Origin of the sequence: Pseudomonas syringae KCTC 12500 (genome assembly GCF_000507185.2) — a bacterium.
GTDB classification, from domain to species: domain Bacteria; phylum Pseudomonadota; class Gammaproteobacteria; order Pseudomonadales; family Pseudomonadaceae; genus Aquipseudomonas; species Aquipseudomonas syringae.
The window spans coordinates 1,451,873-1,470,966 of the sequence record NZ_AYTM02000002.1; the positions used below are offsets into that span (position 1 = coordinate 1,451,873).

Sequence of the window (19,094 nt, forward strand, 5' to 3'; positions counted from 1 at the left end):
GAGGTAACAATCAATAGCACCCAAACACCAGGACCTGTTTAAGCTTCAGACAATCGCGGCACACCGGACAGTATCCGTTGGCGATAACCATCCAGCACCGCACAGACATTGGATTGCGCGTCGTAGATAACAATGGTCCAGATTTCTTTCTTGCCATCATTCAGCACATGCCCAACCGACCAGGCGTTGAGTGGAATTTCCCGATACTGTTGAAAGCGGTCTATTGCAAAAGGAACCCGGGTTTGCACCCCACCCTGATCCCTGGTTTGTTTGGCTTTATCCCGCGCTACAGCGAGAATCGAGATGGCCTGAAGTGCAGAGTCTGCAAGGCAGGGATGAACCGAAAAAGGCGACTGTTTATTCGCCAGGATCGACGGCAGTTGCAATTGAGCGATGACCGTCGAGGGCGAAAAGTAGAGGGCCTTGATACCTTGCAAACGGGTCTTGTGGGTAATGCCATGGCGACGCAACAAGTCATAGCATTGCGCTGCCGGTACTTTTCGATACTGGGCCAGCCCTGCCGCGCTCAGGTCAATCTCATCGAACCGGATCCCCTGTGCTTTCAGGTGACTGAACGACCGATCTTCTGCCAGCACCTGTTGACCTGACGACAACTCACAGATGGCTTGGGCATACAGCTGCTTTTTATCTCGGCTCAGCACCTTCAGGTCAGCGTTGTCGCCTCGCTCTGTCACTTCCACAATAATCGGTAAGCGTGGCGTGGCGTCGGTAAAGACCATCGGCTGAACCCAGGCAATATCGTTCAGCGCTATTTGGTAGGCATTCTTGAACTTGTCGCCATACACCGCGCAAACACTGCGTTTCATCAGCTCGATATACATCACGCCGGGCAGGACTTTCTGCCCCATAACCAAATGATCCGCGATGAAGAAATCATCCACCGTCAGGGTGAATTCACAGTACTTGCTGGCGGCTTTTGACCTTGCCGCCGTGGCTCGTGGGGCTGATGCGGGAGGACTCGGACGTGCAACGGAGGCCTGTTTCGCCGGCGCTTTATCCTTCGAAGACGCCCAGAACGACATGGAATTGAAAGGACTGGCCGGCAGGCTACAAATGCTGCCCTGGAACGAAGCGTCGTTGACCTGGCCGTTTTCAATATAGACGTGCGCTTGTTTCAGCAAAGCCTGGGCATTGCCCTGCCCCAAGTCGCTCGGCGTAAAGATTTGCATGCTCGGCTTGGCTGCTGACAGCAGGGAGCCCAGTGCATTGGCCAGTTCAGAAACCGAGCGGCAAAGAATCGCCACGCGCTTGCCGAAGTGCCTGCGCCCGCAGGCCAAGGTGTAAGCGATGTTGGTCAGCGACACCGTCGCGTCAGACTCGAGGTGCTCACGCAGTTTCTGCAGGAGTTTGACCAACTGTGGGTCAGAGTTCGCCGACAGCAGAATCAACTGCGGCCCAAACTTCTCCGCCGTGTGCCGTACCGGCTGGGGTAAATCACCGAGCACCACGTGTGCATTGGTGCCACTGGCACCGAAGGCACTGATCGTTGCCAGCCTCCGGCCATTTCTGGCTTGCCACGGTTGTGAAGATTTCGCGACATAAAACGGGCTACCGGCCAAATCAATTCGCGAGTTGCCTTTGGTGTGGTGAATCAGCGGCGGAATGGTGCTGTGTTCCAGTGCCAGCACCGACTTGATCACACTCGAGATACCGGCGGCAAATTGGGTGTGGCCAATGTTGGCTTTGACCGAGCCCAAGGCGCAGTAATTCTTGTGCGCGGAGTCCGTGGTGAAGGCTGCACAGAGTGCGTTGAACTCAATCGGGTCGCCCAGGTTGGTGCCGGTGCCGTGGGCCTCCACCATGGAGATGTCGTTAGCGGTAATACCGAAATCCTTGTACACCCGTTTCAGCAACTTCTCTTGCGAGACGGCGCTTGGGGCCGTGATGCCGTTGGTTCTGCCGTCCTGGTTGATGCCGTCACCGTAGATGACCGCGCGAATGTTGTCGCCATCGGCCAAGGCATCGTCCAAACGTTTAAGAATAATCGCCCCGACCGCTTCGCCGGGGACAAAACCATCGGCGTTTTCATCAAATGGCGAGCACGTCCCGGTGGGCGACAACATCCCGGCTTGTGTCGCCTGCACGTACAAGCGCGGCGTCGTCTGTACAAATACACCGCCCGCAATCGCCGTATTGGCGATCCCCAGTCGCAGGTCTTTACAAGCCTGATGGATCGCCACCAACGAACTTGAACACGCAGTGTCGATGGTCAGCGCCGGCCCTTTGAAATCCAGGTAATAGGCAATCCGCGACGCAATCATCGAGCCCATGTTGCCCCACAGCGCTTGCGCCGGAGCCTCACTGGCCTCGAACACTTCGTTGTAGTCGCCAGTCCAGCCGCCGACGTAAATGCCGAACTGATCTTTCACTTCAGGGGTCAGGCGACTGCCTGCATAGCCACTGTCCTCCAGGGCATGCCACGCCTCTTCGAGGAAAAGGCGTTGTTGTGGGTCCATATACGTGGCTTCAACCCCGGAAATGTTGAAGAAGATCGCATCGAACTTATCAATTTCATTGAGGAATCCACCGCGCTGGCAAACACCGTCGCGATACTTTTCCTGATTGAGATAGTCCGCCAGGTCCCAACGATTCACCGATTCGGTGCTGTCTTTGCCGTCGCGGATATTGTTCCAGAACGCCTCGGTATCATCGGCACCGCCAAAACGGCCACTCATGCCGATAATTGCAATCGGCTTTTGGTTGCGTTCCTGGCCAGTTGCAGGCGACTCGCTGAGTAGCTGAGGCGCTGGCCGAGCGAATTGAGTCGACGAGTCGACGATCGTCACAGGCGTAATCAGCCCATGGGCATGGCGGGATAGATCCTCGACATTCGGATAATCGTAGATACACGTGGTTTTCAAACCGAGACGATACTGTTCATTAAGCGAATGGATTAAATCAACGCCCAAAATGGAGTCCAGACCGTAATCGACAAACGACACCTCATTGTTGATCGACGCCTCATCCATCTTGAGTACATTGGCCAGTCTTTCTCGAATGAATCCGGCAACGGCCGGCACTTCAAGGCAAACGGGCACGTGACTGATGATTTCGGCGCTCACCTTCCCTGCTTCTGATGGCTGATCCAGGTGTCTGACGGCCCTTGCGTTCGAACCGACTTTGTCCAGGAAGCTATGGGTGTTGGCCGCAAAGGCATACTCGGGTATCCGGCATTTTTTCGGTTGCAGCCCATCGCTGTACAAACCTTCCCACTGCTCAAAGCTGCCATTGACCCACAGTTGCGCCAAGGCGTCCGACTCGTGGTGGGCAAAAGCAATCTGAACGCGGTCGTGGGCCAGCGCTTTTTGCTTGGAAAGCTCTTCAAACCGGTGAGTTTTCACCCCGGCATACAGGCCGCTACCATTAACCTGAGGGTCTTCCTCGCCAAGGAAGCGCTGGAGACGCTCGATAAAACCGGCTAGATCCCTGGCACAAATCGCGACGCGATGTTGATGGGCATTTCGACACGTTTGCAGCGTGAACGCGACGTCACGCAACGCGGGTACGGTCGACGATGAAGCGCCGCCCTGAATAACCGCCACCAGTCGCCCAATCGATACGCTGCCTTGCCAGTTGAGCATCGACAGATTCAGCCCGTAGCGGGTGTTGACGGCCTCGAACAGTCGATAGAAATCAAATGGTTTGAGCCCGGCATCGACCAGGGGGGTTGAATCGTCAACCTGATTCAACGAGAGATTGTTATCCAGCCCCCGAAGCGTGGCGCGAATAAACGTCGCAATATCCATTGCAGTGGAGGCTTCAGGCGCTTGCGCCTGAAGGAAATCCAGGAACCGACGGCAGTTTCTTTTCAGGCCTTGTTCGGTATTCGAAGAGAAAGGGAAAACCAACGCCTGGACATGTTCTTGCCCGACAGGTGCGCCAACGACCTGTTGCTGCGGCGCTGTGTACTCCTCCAGAATAACGTGGGCATTCACCCCCGCCGCACCGAACGACGAAACACCGGCGATACGATTGCGGTTGTTGCGCGATGGCCACTCGATCAGCTCCCGCTGTAAATAGAACGGCGACTGGTCGAACTCCAAGTTAGGATTGATCGTCTGTGCGTGCAGGCTGGGTACCAGGACCCGGTGCTGCATCTGCAGCACCACTTTGATCACTCCGGCCAGACCGGCGGCGGCTTCCAGGTGGCCGATATTGCTTTTTACCGAGCCAATCGCGCAGGAAGACTCAGGCAGGTCATTACCCGAGAAACAGGCTTTGAGTGCGTTCAACTCGATGGGGTCACCGAGTTCCGTCCCGGTGCCGTGAGCCTCGATGTAGCTGAGTTCGCCCGCTGTGATATTGGCGCTGTTCAGGGCTTTCTCGATCACCGCCGTTTGCGCCTTGGGGTTCGGCACGGTGTAGCCTTTGGCGGCGCCACCATGATTGACCGCCGAGCCTTTGATTGTTGCGTAAATCCGGTCGCCGTCTGCCTGGGCCTGCCGAAGCGGCTTCAGAATAAGCGTCGCGACACCTTCACCCGGTACAAAGCCGTCCGCCTGGTCGCCAAAACTGTGGCACTGACCTTTTTGCGACAGCATGCTGGACGCACAGAGTTGTACATAGCTTGCGGGGTGCAGATACAGGTTCACGCCACCGACAATCGCCATCTGGCAACGCCCGGCCTTGAGACTATGGACCGCCTCATGAATCGCCACCAGCGACGATGAACACATGGTGTCGATGGGCATGCTGGGCCCATTGAGGTCGAAGAGATAAGAAATACGGCTGGCGACAGAACTGAACGAGGTCGTCGGAATCGTGCGTTCGTCTTGATTCCAGAGTGCCGGGCCGTAGAGATTGAAGCCAGTCTTGGTAATGCCGACGTAGACACCAACGTCGCCGTCATACTGCTGCTTGATTTTATCTTTGGTGTAACCAGAGTCCTCCAGGGCACGCCAGCAAGACTGCATAAACAGCCGCTCCTGCGGATCCATGGCGAGGATTTCTCGTGGTGAGAGCTTGAAAAACTGCTCATCGAAATCATAAGCCTGTTCAAGAAACCCGCCTTGCTTGCAGTAGGATTTACCGTCTCTGATGGCCTCGACTTTGTCCGTGGCATAGAAGTCTTCCAGGGACCAGCGCGACTCAGGAATCTCGGTCACAGCGTTCACGCCGTTGCGCAACAGCTCCCAGAACGCTTCGATATTCGCCGCCCCCGGAAACTGCGCGTTAATACCAATAATGGCGACCGCATCACCGGCCTGCGCATCCACTGCGCGGGGCACTGCCGGACGCGGCTGAGCGTCCTGACGGGCAGAGGCTTGCGGAGCCTGTTGGCTCGCTGCCGGGGCAACCGCGCCGAGCCACGCCTGCACCGCGTCGGGTTGCAACTGGCTCAGTGTGGTGGCCAGGTCATGAATGGATTCCACTTCGTACAGCAGCGTTTTCGACAGTCGAGAGAAATGCTCACTCAACGCCTGATTGATCCGCATGATGGAAAACGAGTCGAGGCCGTAGCTTTGCAACGGCTCGAAGGTGTCGAGTTTGCTTGTCTCCAGCTTCAGGACGCTGGAGATCAACTGTTTGAGGTGAGCGACCAATGGATCATAGGCAGTCTCAACCGATGTCACTGCGCCCTTCCCGCTGGCTGCTTGAGCCGTTTGCTGACTGAGCGCCGGGGTTTGCAGGTTCCGCTGTGGTTTAGCGTTAACGTACTGGCTATCAATTTTCACCGGATCGCCATAGGTCACCAGAACACGGTGGGTATCGGCGGCCAGTAACAACGTATTCACGTGATTGAGGGCCACATCGACCGGCAACGGCAACAGACCGTACTCGACGTGGAGTTCTTTCAGCGCCTGCTGATCAACACCCATACCGGCGTTTTCCCAGAGCGGCCAGTTCACCGACAACAGGCGATCAAAGCCGTTACCCCCGACCTTGTTTCGAGCGTCGCTGAAACCATCAATGAATCCATTGCCGGCCGCATAGTCGATCTGGCCGACAAAACCTAACTGGCCTGCACAAGAGGAGCAAAATAGAATGAAGTCAAAGCCCGTTTCAGTCTGTTGACTGACGTCGTTTGCAGCCTGAATCAGATGGATGCTGCCACTGACTTTGGCTTCCAGGGTATTTTCAAACTGCTCGACGGTTTTGTTGACCAGAAAACTGTCATTCAACGTGCCGGCGCAGTAGAAAATCCCTTCGAGGTGATGGGAGGCGACGACCTCGATCAACAGCGACTTGAGGTCCGAGTAGCTCGCCGCGTTCGCCGTGAGATAGGAAACCCGGGACTTTCCGTAGGTGTTTACCAATTGCAGGTACGGCGTATTACTTTGCAGATCGTCTTCACTGCGGCGCCCGGTCAATACGACGCGGGCCTGCTGCCCCTGGCGCAAAATGTAATCTGCCAAGTGCAAACCAATACCGCCTACGCCACCTATAATCAGATAACTCGCATCGGTTTTTATAAAGCGTTGCAACGACGCACCCTCAGAACGGTCACTGAGCGTTTCAAACACCTGAACATAACGGACATTCTTGAGGTAGCGCACATACGCCGCGTGACTGTGCTGTTCCTCGGCCAGGCTATTTTGGCTTAACTGACCCAAGGAGGCTTCATCAAGCGCCACCAGTTGAGTGGTAATGCTCGGGTGCTCCTTATTCAGGGTTTTCAGCATGGCTGAAATAGCCGCTTCCACTCCGACATACACAGATTCGTGCGCTACTTTGTCTTCAGCGTAACTATCGGGCCTCAGAAAAAACACCTGGAGCAGCGTATCCGCCGAGCTTTTCCGGCCTTTACCATGCTGCAAAATGGCCGTGACCTGCGCCTTCAAACTGACGAAAACGTCGAGGATCATCGCACTGGCCAAACCGCTCATCTGGTCGGCAAGCGTGCCTTTGGCGGCCGCCTCTTCGGGAGCCGACACTACCGTCATCCGGGCCAGCAGGCGTTGATCCAGGCGGGCTTTCAAGGTATCCACCAACCGCTCATGACCGTGCTCCGTTACGACCACCACGCAATGCTGTTCGTGAGCCTGAGCCACATCGAGCGCGCGCCCAAGCGGCGCATCGCGCCACACCGGCACATAACGCGTACTGCCCGGCGGCCCGGACTGCTCTTCACGCATACGGCCCCCGGTGGCGTCGGTTTTGGCCAGCGCCTGAACCGCTTGCTCTTTAGTAATACGACCCGCTTTGAGTTGATCAATAATGTAACGCTGAAAGTTAGCAATCTCATTGGAGTTATTCATGACGACACCCTTAATCCTTTCTCAATAGCTGCAGGACCGTCTCGGTATCCAGATCGTCCACAAGCACTCTGTCCAGTAAATTTTCATAAAATGAGTGCTCTACAAATTGCTCATTTGAAAACTTATCGACGTCATACCAGGTGGTCACTTGGTCTTTAGGCAGCCAATACCGCTGCTGTTCGAAAGGATAACCAGGCAACACAACCCGATTAGGCCGTGCGCCTCCGTAGAGCAAATTCCAGTTAAACTTAACGCCTTTAACAAACCGCTCCGCCACCCTATTGGCATTGTCCAAAGTGAGCAGTTCTGGCAGTGCCTCGTTGGACATTTTCTCGGTTGTCGAGCCCTTGATATGCCCGGTAAAGATGGACACGTGGTTTAACTCATTGGCCCCGGTCGAGAAGTCTGCATCGGACAGTGCGGCCTCACTTTCAATAAACCGCGTGAGTTTGTTCAGGCCATCCGCGCTATCCATGGCCACAATCGACAAACGGTAAGACAGCGCGGCACGCCCAACCTGGAGGGTGTAAGCCACCTCCTCAATCTGCTCGGGATGACTGGACAGGTGCTGGCGTAAATTGATCGCTTGCGAGACCAGCCCACGGCGAGTTTTCGCCGACAGCACCAGAACCACCTCGTGCCCGGAAAACGCCCGGTGCGCACGAGCAGTCGTCCGATTGCTTTCATAACGGCGCAGAACGACGCTGGCAATCGAGCCGCCAAATCCGAAACTGCTGACCGCCGCGAAAATCCCCTGATCACTGGCCTTCAAGCTGGACTGGCGTTCGTTGATCACGAAGCGGCTGTCATGCAGTTCGATATAGGGGTTCAAAGGTGAGCAGTGAAGATTGGCGGGCACCGTCCGCTCGCTGAGTACTTTCACCGCTTTGATCAGGCCGGCCACGCCTGCGGCTGACTCCAGATGCCCGATATTGCTTTTCAGCGCGCCGAGATAAATCGGCAAACCATGCGTTTCCGTCACCGCCTGTTTCAGCGCATTGACCTCTACAGGATCGCCAAGCTCGGTGCCAGTACCATGAGCCTCAACATATTGCAGTTGGCTCAAGTCGATCTTTTTAAGGGTTGTACGCAACAGCTCAGCCTGGCTCTTGGCATTCGGCGCCGTCAGCGACTTGGCCCGGCCGCCATGCTGATGCGCACTGCTTTCAATCACGGCCAGGATGTTGTCGCCGTCTTTCTGCGCCAGCGAAAGCGGCTTCAGGATGACCACGCCCACACCCTCGCCTCGAACATAACCATTGGCATTGCGCGAGAAGGTGTTGCAACGCCCATCCAGGCTCAACATGCCTGCATGGTCAGGCTCGGCGAAGCCCTGGATGTCGAGTAACAGATTGACCCCACCGGCGATGGCAAAGGACGCCGAGCCCGAACGCAGGCTTTCACAGGCATTATGGATAGCGACCAGTGAACTGGAACACGCGGTGTCAATCGACTCACTCGGGCCGTGGATGTCCAGGAAGAACGACACACGGTTCGCCAGCATGGCGTGAGAGTTGCCCGTGGCGATGTAACCGTCCAGCTCCTGGTCTTTTTGCAGCAATGCCCGGTAGTCATTGTTGCTGACCCCGATAAATACCCCGGTGTCCGAAGGCAGCTGGCTGGGGTCATAAGCGGCGTTTTCAACGGCGTGCCAGACCACCTCCAGGACTTGGCGTTGCTGTGGGTCCATGAACTCCGCTTCAACCCGCGAAATATTGAAAAACGCCGCATCAAACCCGTCTACCTTATCCAGGTAGCCACCCTTTTTGACGCAAGCCACACCGGCGAACGCCGCTTGGGTGTCCTGGTTGTAACGCTGGTAGGGGAAGTCTTGAATGCTGTCTTGGTTATTGAGCAGGTTCGACCACAACGCTTCAACCGACGCGGCCCCCGGGAATCGTCCGGCCATACCAATGACCGCGATGGATTCATGAGGATGCGGAAGACGGTGATTCCGCTCGGCCTCTGGTTTCTCGACGCGAGAAACCGGCGTTGCAGCCTGGTTCACTGCAGAGGCGCTGTTCTGTGGCGCCTCTTCACTGGTGCCGCTGACGCCTTGATCCTTGAGGTAAAAACACAAGGCCTCAATATTTTCGCAGTCAAAGAAAACGGCCGGGGTGATTCTGGCGCCCAGCGTCTCGTTAACTTCTTTGCTCAACTGGGTTAAGCCGATGGAGTCAAAGCCGAACTCGTAGAAGCTGGTTCTTGCGTCCACTTCGGATTCATCAAACTTCAAAAGCTTAGCGACGATGGCAGACACGGCTTTGCCGAGACCGTCGGACTCCGTGCCAGCGGCGGCGACTGGTCGCGGAGACTCGGCAGTCTCGTGGCGGAAAACGGGTTGGCTGCGGAAGCTGGCCGTCTCAATGGTCTTGGCGGCACGCGGTTCAATGGCTTGGCTATTGGCGATATACACATCGTCCAAGAGGGACAACAAAGTGCCATTCTTATCAGCCAACGCAATCGTTCCGCGCAACGCTTGCCCCGACGATTCGAGGGAGAACAGCAGGCTGCTGACCTTCGACACAGACGCTAAATCCAGCTGGACATTGCAGGCGCAAAGCGCGTAGTCGCTCCAATGGTCCAGTCCTTGGCGCAAGGCGATGTAGAGGACGGCTTGTTGCAACGCCGAACCGAGTTCGGATAAAAACGTCGTGTTGCGGGCAAAGTGATTGTGTCGATAATCAGTATCTTTCAAGTGCACGCGATAGCGCTGTTCACCGATCAACTGCAGCTCGCTGATAGCATTGACGTAATCGCCAAAAACGATTTTGTGCTCTTCCAGCGCTTTGCTGACCTGTGCACCGGAAAGGCTTTCCCGAACGGTCGCATTCGCAAACGCGGGAAAAGGCTGCTGGAGAACCCTGCGTCCATCGCCAGCTTGCACGGCAAATTCGACCCGTGCACACAGTTGATGCGGCGTCGACGCATCCGCTGTGGAAGAGATGTAAACGTCAGAAAATTGCCCCGTTTGATCATTCAATGCCACCGCATAACACAGCTGCGAAGGCACAACAGGGGTAGGCGCCAGCAACTCCCAACGCACAGAGGTGTAGCCGCTTTGCGGATCAGCCTGCTTCATCACTGCAATCGCCGCATCGAGCAGGCTGAACGTGATTAGCTGCGGCTGTTTCTTGACCCGGTAAAGGTAGTCGAGGATTTCAATCTCGATCAAATCAGCGGAGTAACGGATGCCGCTCAGGTCGGAGGTGTTGTCACGGACCAGCGGGTGATATTTGTTGCGGTTGCCCAGAGGATCAATAACGCTTGGGGCGTCTTCCAGAACCTCAAACCAGCAGCGTTTTTTCTCGAACTGATAAGCCGGAATGCGTACTTTAATCATCGCACCCAGGGCCGCTTGGTCATTCAAGCCATGCAAGGCAAACCAGTCCACGGTCGAGCCATTGGTCCAGTACTCGGCCAATGTCTCAAGCTCAGCGCTCTCGATAGCCTGACTCAGTTCCCTCCTGGAGAACTCCTTGGTCGCACCCGACGCACTGTCCACGAAGCGCACGGAACGGTTGCTGGAAAGACCACCCAGCCAGCTATCAATCGACCCAATGACCTCATTGACGCTGCCTGCGCAGAATGCCAGGCGGCATTTCATCTGGTTCTTGGCCACTTGCAGGGTGTAGGCCAGCGAGACGGGCGATACATCACGGTGGTCTTTCAGGTAGCTTGAAAAACCCTGCAGGTTCCTGACCAGCGAATCACGATTGGTCGCCGAAAATACAAACAGCTGTTGCTGGGTCTGGCGCGGGCTGCGGCTGGTCGTCCGAGGGTCGACATACTCCTCCAAAATCATGTGCGAGTTCATCCCTCCAGCACCGATGGAGGTGATCGATGCTCGACGCGGTAAGACCAGGTTGCTTTCGGAACGAGGAGCTGGCCACGACTGCAGTTCTTTATGCACATAAAACGGTGAGTCTTCGAAACGAATATTGCTGTTGAGCGTATCCGCACCCAGCGACGGCACGATCTGCTGGTGCTTGAACTGCAGTAAGATCTTCGAGATACCGGCGATACCAGCGGCCGCTAGAAGGTGGGCAACGTTCGACTTGATCGAGCCAATCGGACAGAACTGCTTCTTATCGGTGTATTTTCGGAAGGCCTGGGTAGCGCCTTTTATTTCGACCGGGTCGCCCAGTTCGGTACCCGAACCATGGCCTTCGAAGTAACCAATGGTTTGCGGGTCAATTTGCGCATCTTCAATCGCTTTTTCTATCGCCAGAGCCTGCATATGCGGCTGCGGAACGGTGAAACCATTGCGTACGCCAGCATTGGACAGGGCCGTTCCCTTGATAATGCCCCAGATGTTGTCGCCATCACGCTTGGCATCTGCCAGGGTTTTCAGGACCACGGCACCCACGCCTTCGCCCAAAATAGTGCCATCGGCGCCAATCCCATAGCTTCTGATGACATCTGAGGTTTTGGTGGTGAAATGTTCCTGGGAACTGGAGATCAGGTTGTAAGGGTGCAGGAGCAAGTTCATGCCCCCCGCCACGACTATTTTCGACTCACCAGACCGCAGCATTTGCACAGCCACATGGATGCAGGTCGATGTCGCCGAGCACATGGTGTCGACAAACAAGGACGGGCCGGTGAACCCATAAAAATACGACAGCATGTTCGGGATCGTGCCGGTGTAGCTGCCGCTGGCAGAACCGCCCCGCGTGAGGTTGTTTTGGAAACCATACAAGTTGTAGTGGTTGCTCATGGTGCCCGCGACAACACCCACGTCGCCTTTATACAGCTGTTGCAACGACTCTTTTGAATAGCCTGAATCTTCCAGGGCCTCGACGCCCACTTCGAGGAACAGCCGGACTTCCGGTGACATCTTCTCGGCTTCGAGTTGAGAAATCTGAAAGTAACGCGGATCAAACTTGTCTATGTCGTCGAGGAAGCCACCGGTCTTGATCGTCGACTTACCCCACACATCGCGTTCTTTGTAGTAAATAGCGTCGTGCTTCCAGCGATCCGCCGGGATCTTCTCGAACGCATGCTGGCCACTTTTCAACAACTCCCAGAGTTCATCCATGTTTCTCGATTTAGGATAACGTCCGGACAGACCGATGATCGCAATATCATGCTGATCACGGTCATCGGCGGCGACCTGACTGGCGACAGGTACTGCTTCAATTTGCTTGTTGATCGACGGTGCCGGTGCGGCAGCCGCCTCTTCAGCGACTTGTTTGTCTTTAGAGGGCGTGTCTGTATGAGCTGCGACCTCGACGACAGGCGCTCTGCCCTCCAGGTACAGGCTCTTTAGTTTTTCGCTGTATTCATCCATCAGATAATCGGCCACTTCATTGATCGTGAAGTATTCGAAAAACAGCGTTTTTGATAACTGACCGAATTGCCCCTCGAGTTGGCGGATCATTTCTACCGCCATAATCGAGTCAAAGCCGTACTCTTCGATTTTCTGATCGCCTCGGATCGTCTTGGCGTCGCGTTCAATGACGATAGCCAACTTGCCCTTCAGATAGTCCTGGGCATATTGAAACAGGGCCTCATTATCGACGTCATCACCGCTCTTCGAGGGATCAGGACTCTCCTGACTGCCCCCCTCAGGCACAACGCTGCGCTGGTTAAGGCCTGCGATGTAAGCGTGGATTTTCTCCTGGTTGCCGTACGTGACGAGGATCGGAGAATCATCGGTGGTGGTCAGCGCATAACGCAACGCGTGCATCGCTTCATGGGTGGGAAGCGGCTCCATGCCGGTTGTTTCATGCACCGATGCTAAGGTGCCGGCGTCCATTTTCATGCCACCTTCTTGCCAAAGCGGCCAATTAATGGCGATCGTCTGCCCGGTCCCCTCCCCCTCGCGCACCCGTTGATTGCGATCAATCGCGAAGGCATCCAAAAAGGCGTTGGCTGCGGCATAGTCACTTTGGCCAGCATTGCCAAACGTGCTCGCCACCGAAGAGAACAGCACGAACTTGCCTAATGGCAGACGCTTGATCGCCTGATCAATAGCCAGCGTCCCATCGAGCTTTGGCGACAGCACTGGCAGCGAATCCTTGACCTCTTTACGCAAGATGAAGTTATCGGCAATGTGGCCAGCGGCATGGAATATGACATCAACGCTGTGATGAGTATTCTTCAGTGCAGCGACGAAATTCTCGACCTCAACGACATCGGTAATATCGAGTGGCTGATAATCGACCTTGCCACCCCGTGCTTGTATTTCACTTTTCAAGGCAGAGAAAACAGCCTGCTGCTCGGCGGCGGTTTTGCGCCCGGTCAAGTAGAGCGTGCACCCCGGAAAATCCGCTGCGAGCTGCCTGGAAATCAGTTGACCAATACCCCCCAGCCCGCCGGTTATCCAGAACACCGGCTGTTCATTAAGCACCGGAATTTTTCCCTGAACAGGCCTTACGGGTTGCGCTGTAATCCGTTCTATCCGACGCAGGCCTTGCGCATCATGACGTACGCTAAATGCTCCGTCGGCGATGAGAAGCTCACGGGCGATGATCGATCCGGAATCGACCAGCGGAGAGTTTTCTATCGATACAAAGCGGCCCTGGATCCGTGGGTTTTCATTGTGCGCGACCCGCAGCAGCGCAGTCAGGCTGGAGCGGATCACATCCGGCAGTGTCGAGGAGGCGCAGACCAAAAGGTGTTGAATAGCTTTAGGCTTGGTTTCCAGGAGTTTCTTAATGTATGAAAAAACGTGGGAGTACGCTTCAATCGTCTGTGCGCTGCTCACTGCCTCAGGGGAAGAGAGCGCCATCGACTGGAACGTGCAGGACGTTTGCGCAGACACCTGATTACGATAATTGGCGATCCAGCGATCATCCTGAATCGTACTGCCCACATAAAGGGCAAGCACGTGATTAGCACGATCTGCGGGCGCTGTTGAGCTTATTGGCGGCTGTTGATGGTTTGTACTGTCAACAACCCACTGTTTCGAAAAATAAAGATTCTGGCTACTCGGTTCATTCGAGCCACTGTTGTTCTTGCTGGTCATTTGCTCACCCACGGGACTGCGCAATAAGAACATCGTAAAGTTTTTCGCCGACGCTACCTGTTCGCCTTGTTCGGTAAAAATATTCAGGTCAAAGGTCAACGAGGCTTTAGTGCCGGCAAATCGATTTTTCTCACGGATACGAGCCCAGACGGTCGTGGGGAAAATCTGATAGACCGATAAACTGTCGAGTGAAAAAGGAACATAGGGATAACGTGAGGCGTTATTGGACAACGCCGTCGCAATACCGGCCTGCAATACCGAGTCGAGAATTGCCGGGTGGGCAGAGAATGATTGTTGACTCCCAGCGATTGAAACCTTTACCCAGACTTCATCCACGCCGACATGGATTTGCTCGACACCCTGCAGCCTCGGGCCATGGTAAATACCTGTGCTCTGAAGGTATTGATAGCATTGATCGCGGTGAATTTTCCTGAATGACGACATGTCCGGCAGGTCAATACGATCGGCTACCGTTGAACCCGGCTGATACTCGCCTTGCACATGAACACGAACGTTATCTTTAGCCTGCCCTTCGATATTTTTGGGATGGGTATAAAAACGAAAGCCTTTGCCTGGCGGCCCAGAGGCAGCGTTTGCATCAGCCTGCTTACTGTCGAAGTCGAGGTAAATCGACTTTCTGATATCGACGTCGTCGTCGGACAGTTCGATGGCAAATGGCGATAACCAAAATACGTTTGAGAAGTCGACATTGATCATTTTATCGGCACGGGGAATCGTCGATAAAATCATTTCCAGATAGTGCACACCCGGCAATATAGATTGGTTATTCACCGTGTGATCTTCCAGGAAGAAGGCTTTACTCGACAGCGTAAATTCGACTGTACCCGGCTGTTTTGGCTTGGCCACATCAGCGTTCTTTTTGGGGAACCAGTAAGCCGTGCGCTCAAATGAATAAAGCGGCAAGCGGACTTTCGCGGGGATCAGGCTAGCGTCGAGATAAAGGTCATTCCAATCGACGGCAACCCCAAAAACCCAGTACTGGGCCAGGCTGAGCATATCGTGATTGGTCATCCAGTTTTCAGTCAGTGACGCTCGATTTTCTTCGGCGTAACTCCTAAGTTTCTTGCCTTCTCCGGCATCGTAAGAGTTACCTACAAATGTGTGCTCGGCAGCAGCGCGTGTATCTATAAAGCTCCGAATCGCCAGTTTCAGTTCGTCGATAGACTCAACCACAAAGCACACGCGTTCTGTGAGCGCGTCGCGCTGGCACTGTAATGCATGGGCAATGCCGGCCAGGTCAGAAGGGTTGTCCTCCAGAAACGCCAGCAGGCGCTGGGCATACGCCACCAACGACTCACTTGACTTGGCCGACACAGGGATCGCAAACACGGGATGGTTATCAGCGACTGCACGGGCTGACAACTGCGCGGTTTCAGGAATGAACTCCTGGATCACCGCATGGGCATTGCTACCACCAAATCCAAATGAACTGATACCGGCGATGCGCCCTGTCGAGCCCTCCGCAGGACTCGCCCAAGGCTGATGCTTGTCGACAATATAAAAAGGCGTATCTGTCAGTTCTATCTTGGGGTTGATGCTTTTAAAGTTCAGGTTTCCGGGCAGTTCTTTATTTTTTAACGCGGCTAAAATCTTGATAATCCCGGCAACACCCGCTGCACCTTCCAGGTGTCCAATATTTGTTTTAACCGAGCCAATACCGCAGTAGTTCTTCCTGGACTGCGGGTCATCGACAGCGTGGCTCGCCTGAGCGAAGGCTTTCTTAAGCCCGTGGATCTCGATAGGGTCACCCAACGGCGTGCCGGTGCCATGGGTTTCGATATAGCTAACATCGCGAACATCAATATTACTGCGTCGATAAAGCTCTGCGATCAGGTCCGCTTGCGCCTGAGGGTTGGTCACGGTCAGTGAGCCGGTTTTACCCCCATGGTTGTTGGCAATACCTCGCACCACGGCGTAGATGTTGTCCCCGTCCTCAATGGCCTTGTCCAACGCTTTGAGCAGCAAAAGCCCGCCGCCCTCACCGCGTACATAACCATTGGCGCGGTCATCGAAGGTATAGCTCTTGCCATCTTTAGAGAGCATTCCATTTTTGGTAAAGGCGATAAAATGCTGCGGGCTCCAGATTAAATTCACCCCCCCGGCCAAGGCCATCTCACACTCGCCGGACTTGATGGCATTGACCGCTAACGCCAACGACACCAGCGAGCTTGAACAGGCGGTATCAATGCTGATACTGGGGCCTTTGAGGTCAAAGTAATAAGAGATCCGGTTGGATAAAATCGAGTACGCCGTTCCCGTCGGAAAGTAAGGATCAATCGGCGTGTGATTCAGCGCCAACAGCTCAGCGTAATCCCAGTGACACACCCCCATAAAAACGCCGGTGTTCGTCCCCTTCACGCTGGATGGGCATATCCCTGCGTCTTCAAAGGCATGCCAGGCCATTTCCATGGCAATACGTTGCTGGGGGTCCATGAACTTGCTTTCACGGGGCGAAATCCCGAAGAAATTGGCATCGAAGCACTCGATATCGTCGACGAACCCGCCCCAAATACTCGATGTTTTATCGCCGCCAGTTTTAGGATCACCGTAAAGCTCAGCCTTCGACCAACGCTTTTCATTCACCTCACTAATCAGGGACTTTCCAGCTTTAAGCTTGCTCCAGAAAGCATCAATAGAGTCTGATTCAGGCAGGCGAAGGCCAACCCCGACAATAGCGACCTGGGTGCTATCTAGGTCAGTTTTTGTGCTTGACATAAACGTTGTCCCTTTGGTTTCTAGTGCCTTGCGTCTACGGCTTGAACCAACAACTTATCCACCCGGCAAGGATTGATATAAGCCGCGCCCTGACGTTTGACAAACCATTTATCCAGCTCGATCAAGGACATCAGATAGACAAACGCCTGGTTGTCTCTGACTGTTATGTCTTCACCGCCGGCAAGGGTTCGTTCGACCACTTTTTTGATCAGTGCTTTTGCAAACACCGGATTAATCAGCTCGATGGCGTCCAGCGCATTGGACTCGCAAAGATGATTGAGATAATCGAGGGCGTGTTCGACAAACGGCCCGCTGTCCGGCGCACGATACGGTGTTTTGGCTTTATGAATGATACGGTCCGGCAGAATTCCATCGTAGGCCATGCGCAGCATGTACTTTTCAGTAAAGCCATCGTCAAAACGCAAATTGATGGAAGAGGCGAGTTTCTGCACATTGATGTCGAGGAATGGACAGCGGTTTTCAATACCATGAGCAAGGCCCATTCGCTCGCCCTGGCTACTGAGGAGATACCCGGAAAGCAAGGTATTGAACTCCAGCCACTGGGCTTTTTGCGTTGGGCTTAACGCGCTGTACACCGAGTCTTTCGCCACCCATGCCTGAATGCCAGCAAATGGATCATTCTTGGTTTTCAGCAACCGACTGGCAAAGCGCCCATTTTGAAAACGTATTTCGTGGGAGAACAACCCAGGGATTTTTTCTTTCGCATAAGCGTTATAGAAACCCATCAAGTTCGAGTCATTGTCTTCACTGAAGCTTTTCATGTAAGGATACAACTTGGCCAGCAAGCGTTTCTTCTCATCGTGATCAGTGGTGTCCCACTGGGAGCGCAACAGAGTCTCTTTAAAGATGTTGTAGCCCAGAAATACTTCATCCGCTCCCTCTCCGCTCAGAATCGCTTTGATACCGGTCGAGCGAACATGCTTGGACAACATGTACATCGGCACGGGCGCGGTACGAAACAACGGCACTTCAGCATGGAAAACCGTCGCCGAGAAATTATCAACAATGTCTTTATGGTTAATAATCAGCCGTTCATGCTTGGTCGAGAACAACGCAGAGACGAGTTGTTGATCACTCGACTCATCCAGGTTCTTATCTTCAAACTCCACAGAAAACGTGCGCAGCGGCTTTTGCTTGATGATCCTTGCCGCAATACTGGTCAACACGGAGGAGTCAACACCACCACTGAGGTACAGCCCCATAGGCACGTCACTGCGCAGTCTGAGCTTGACCGCCTGCTCAAGAGTGTTGCGGATTTCTTCCTTGGCTTCATTTTCAGTGCCATCAAAATCCACAGCGCGAAAATCCAGGGCGTAGTAGGGCCGGATCTCACACTGAGCCCCTCGCAAGGTCATGATGGACCCAGGTGGCAGCTGACGAATGCCCTGAAACGGGGTTTGCGATGGCAGGGGTGTCCAATGGGCGAGGATTGAGGACAAGGACATTTCGTCAAACTTGAACTCAAACCCTGGAAAGCCAAAAAAGCACTTCATCTCTGAAGCAAAAAGATAACCACCGTCGGTTTGCGTATAAAACAGCGGGCGCTTACCAAAGCGATCGCGCGCTATAAATACTTCATCTTTAACCGTGTCATAAATGGCGAAGGCGAAAGCGCCATTAAATTTTTCCAGGGCCTCATCACCCCACTCCATCCAGCTGCGCAACACCACTTCGGTGTCGGACTCAGTGGAAAAATGGTGTCCCAAGACCTGCAATCGACGCCTTAGCTCGATGTAGTTATACAGTTCACCGTTGTATGAAATCCAATACTGACCTGTGCTATCGCTGAGGGGTTGAATACCTGCCGCAAGGTCAATAATACTTAAACGCATGGTGCCGAGGCCCATGGAATTATTGACATAATACCCTGCCTGGTCGGGGCCTCGATGTTCAATCATTGAAAGCATATTTTTTATGACGGTGGTTTCATCGAGATTTTTATTTTTAACACCAAAGAAGCCAGTTATCCCACACATAAAAATAAACCCACCAAAGTTTAAGTTGGCACCCCAAACAGAACTGTAGCGCCCTACCGCCTTAGCGAAGGTCGAAAGTCCCAATCACGGCTTGGAGTTTTTTTGCCAAGGTCAACGCGCACGCGCCACAAACACCGAATAATATTACGGAGAAAAGCATCGACAAACTTT

Annotated in this window: 3 protein-coding genes; all 3 read right to left on the bottom strand. The window is 54.2% G+C overall.

Going from position 1 to position 19,094, the window contains the following annotated elements:
• Positions 1 to 38 precede the first annotated feature (38 nt).
• From V476_RS06805 to asnB, 3 genes are read right to left on the bottom strand one after another with little or no spacing between them, the layout of a single operon-like run.
• Complete coding sequence (locus tag V476_RS06805) at positions 39 to 7,220, bottom strand: SDR family NAD(P)-dependent oxidoreductase (protein WP_024959329.1); 7,182 nt, start codon at positions 7,218 to 7,220, stop codon at positions 39 to 41.
• 10 nt (positions 7,221 to 7,230) lie between these two features.
• Positions 7,231 to 16,926 carry an SDR family NAD(P)-dependent oxidoreductase gene (locus tag V476_RS06810; protein WP_080278431.1) on the bottom strand — a complete coding sequence of 3,232 codons (9,696 nt, stop codon included), beginning with the start codon at positions 16,924 to 16,926 and terminating at the stop codon, positions 7,231 to 7,233.
• Positions 16,927 to 16,946: 20 nt separating this feature from the next.
• Complete coding sequence (gene asnB, locus V476_RS06815) at positions 16,947 to 19,007, bottom strand: asparagine synthase (glutamine-hydrolyzing) (protein ID WP_235810960.1); 2,061 nt, start codon at positions 19,005 to 19,007, stop codon at positions 16,947 to 16,949.
• Positions 19,008 to 19,094 lie beyond the last annotated feature (87 nt).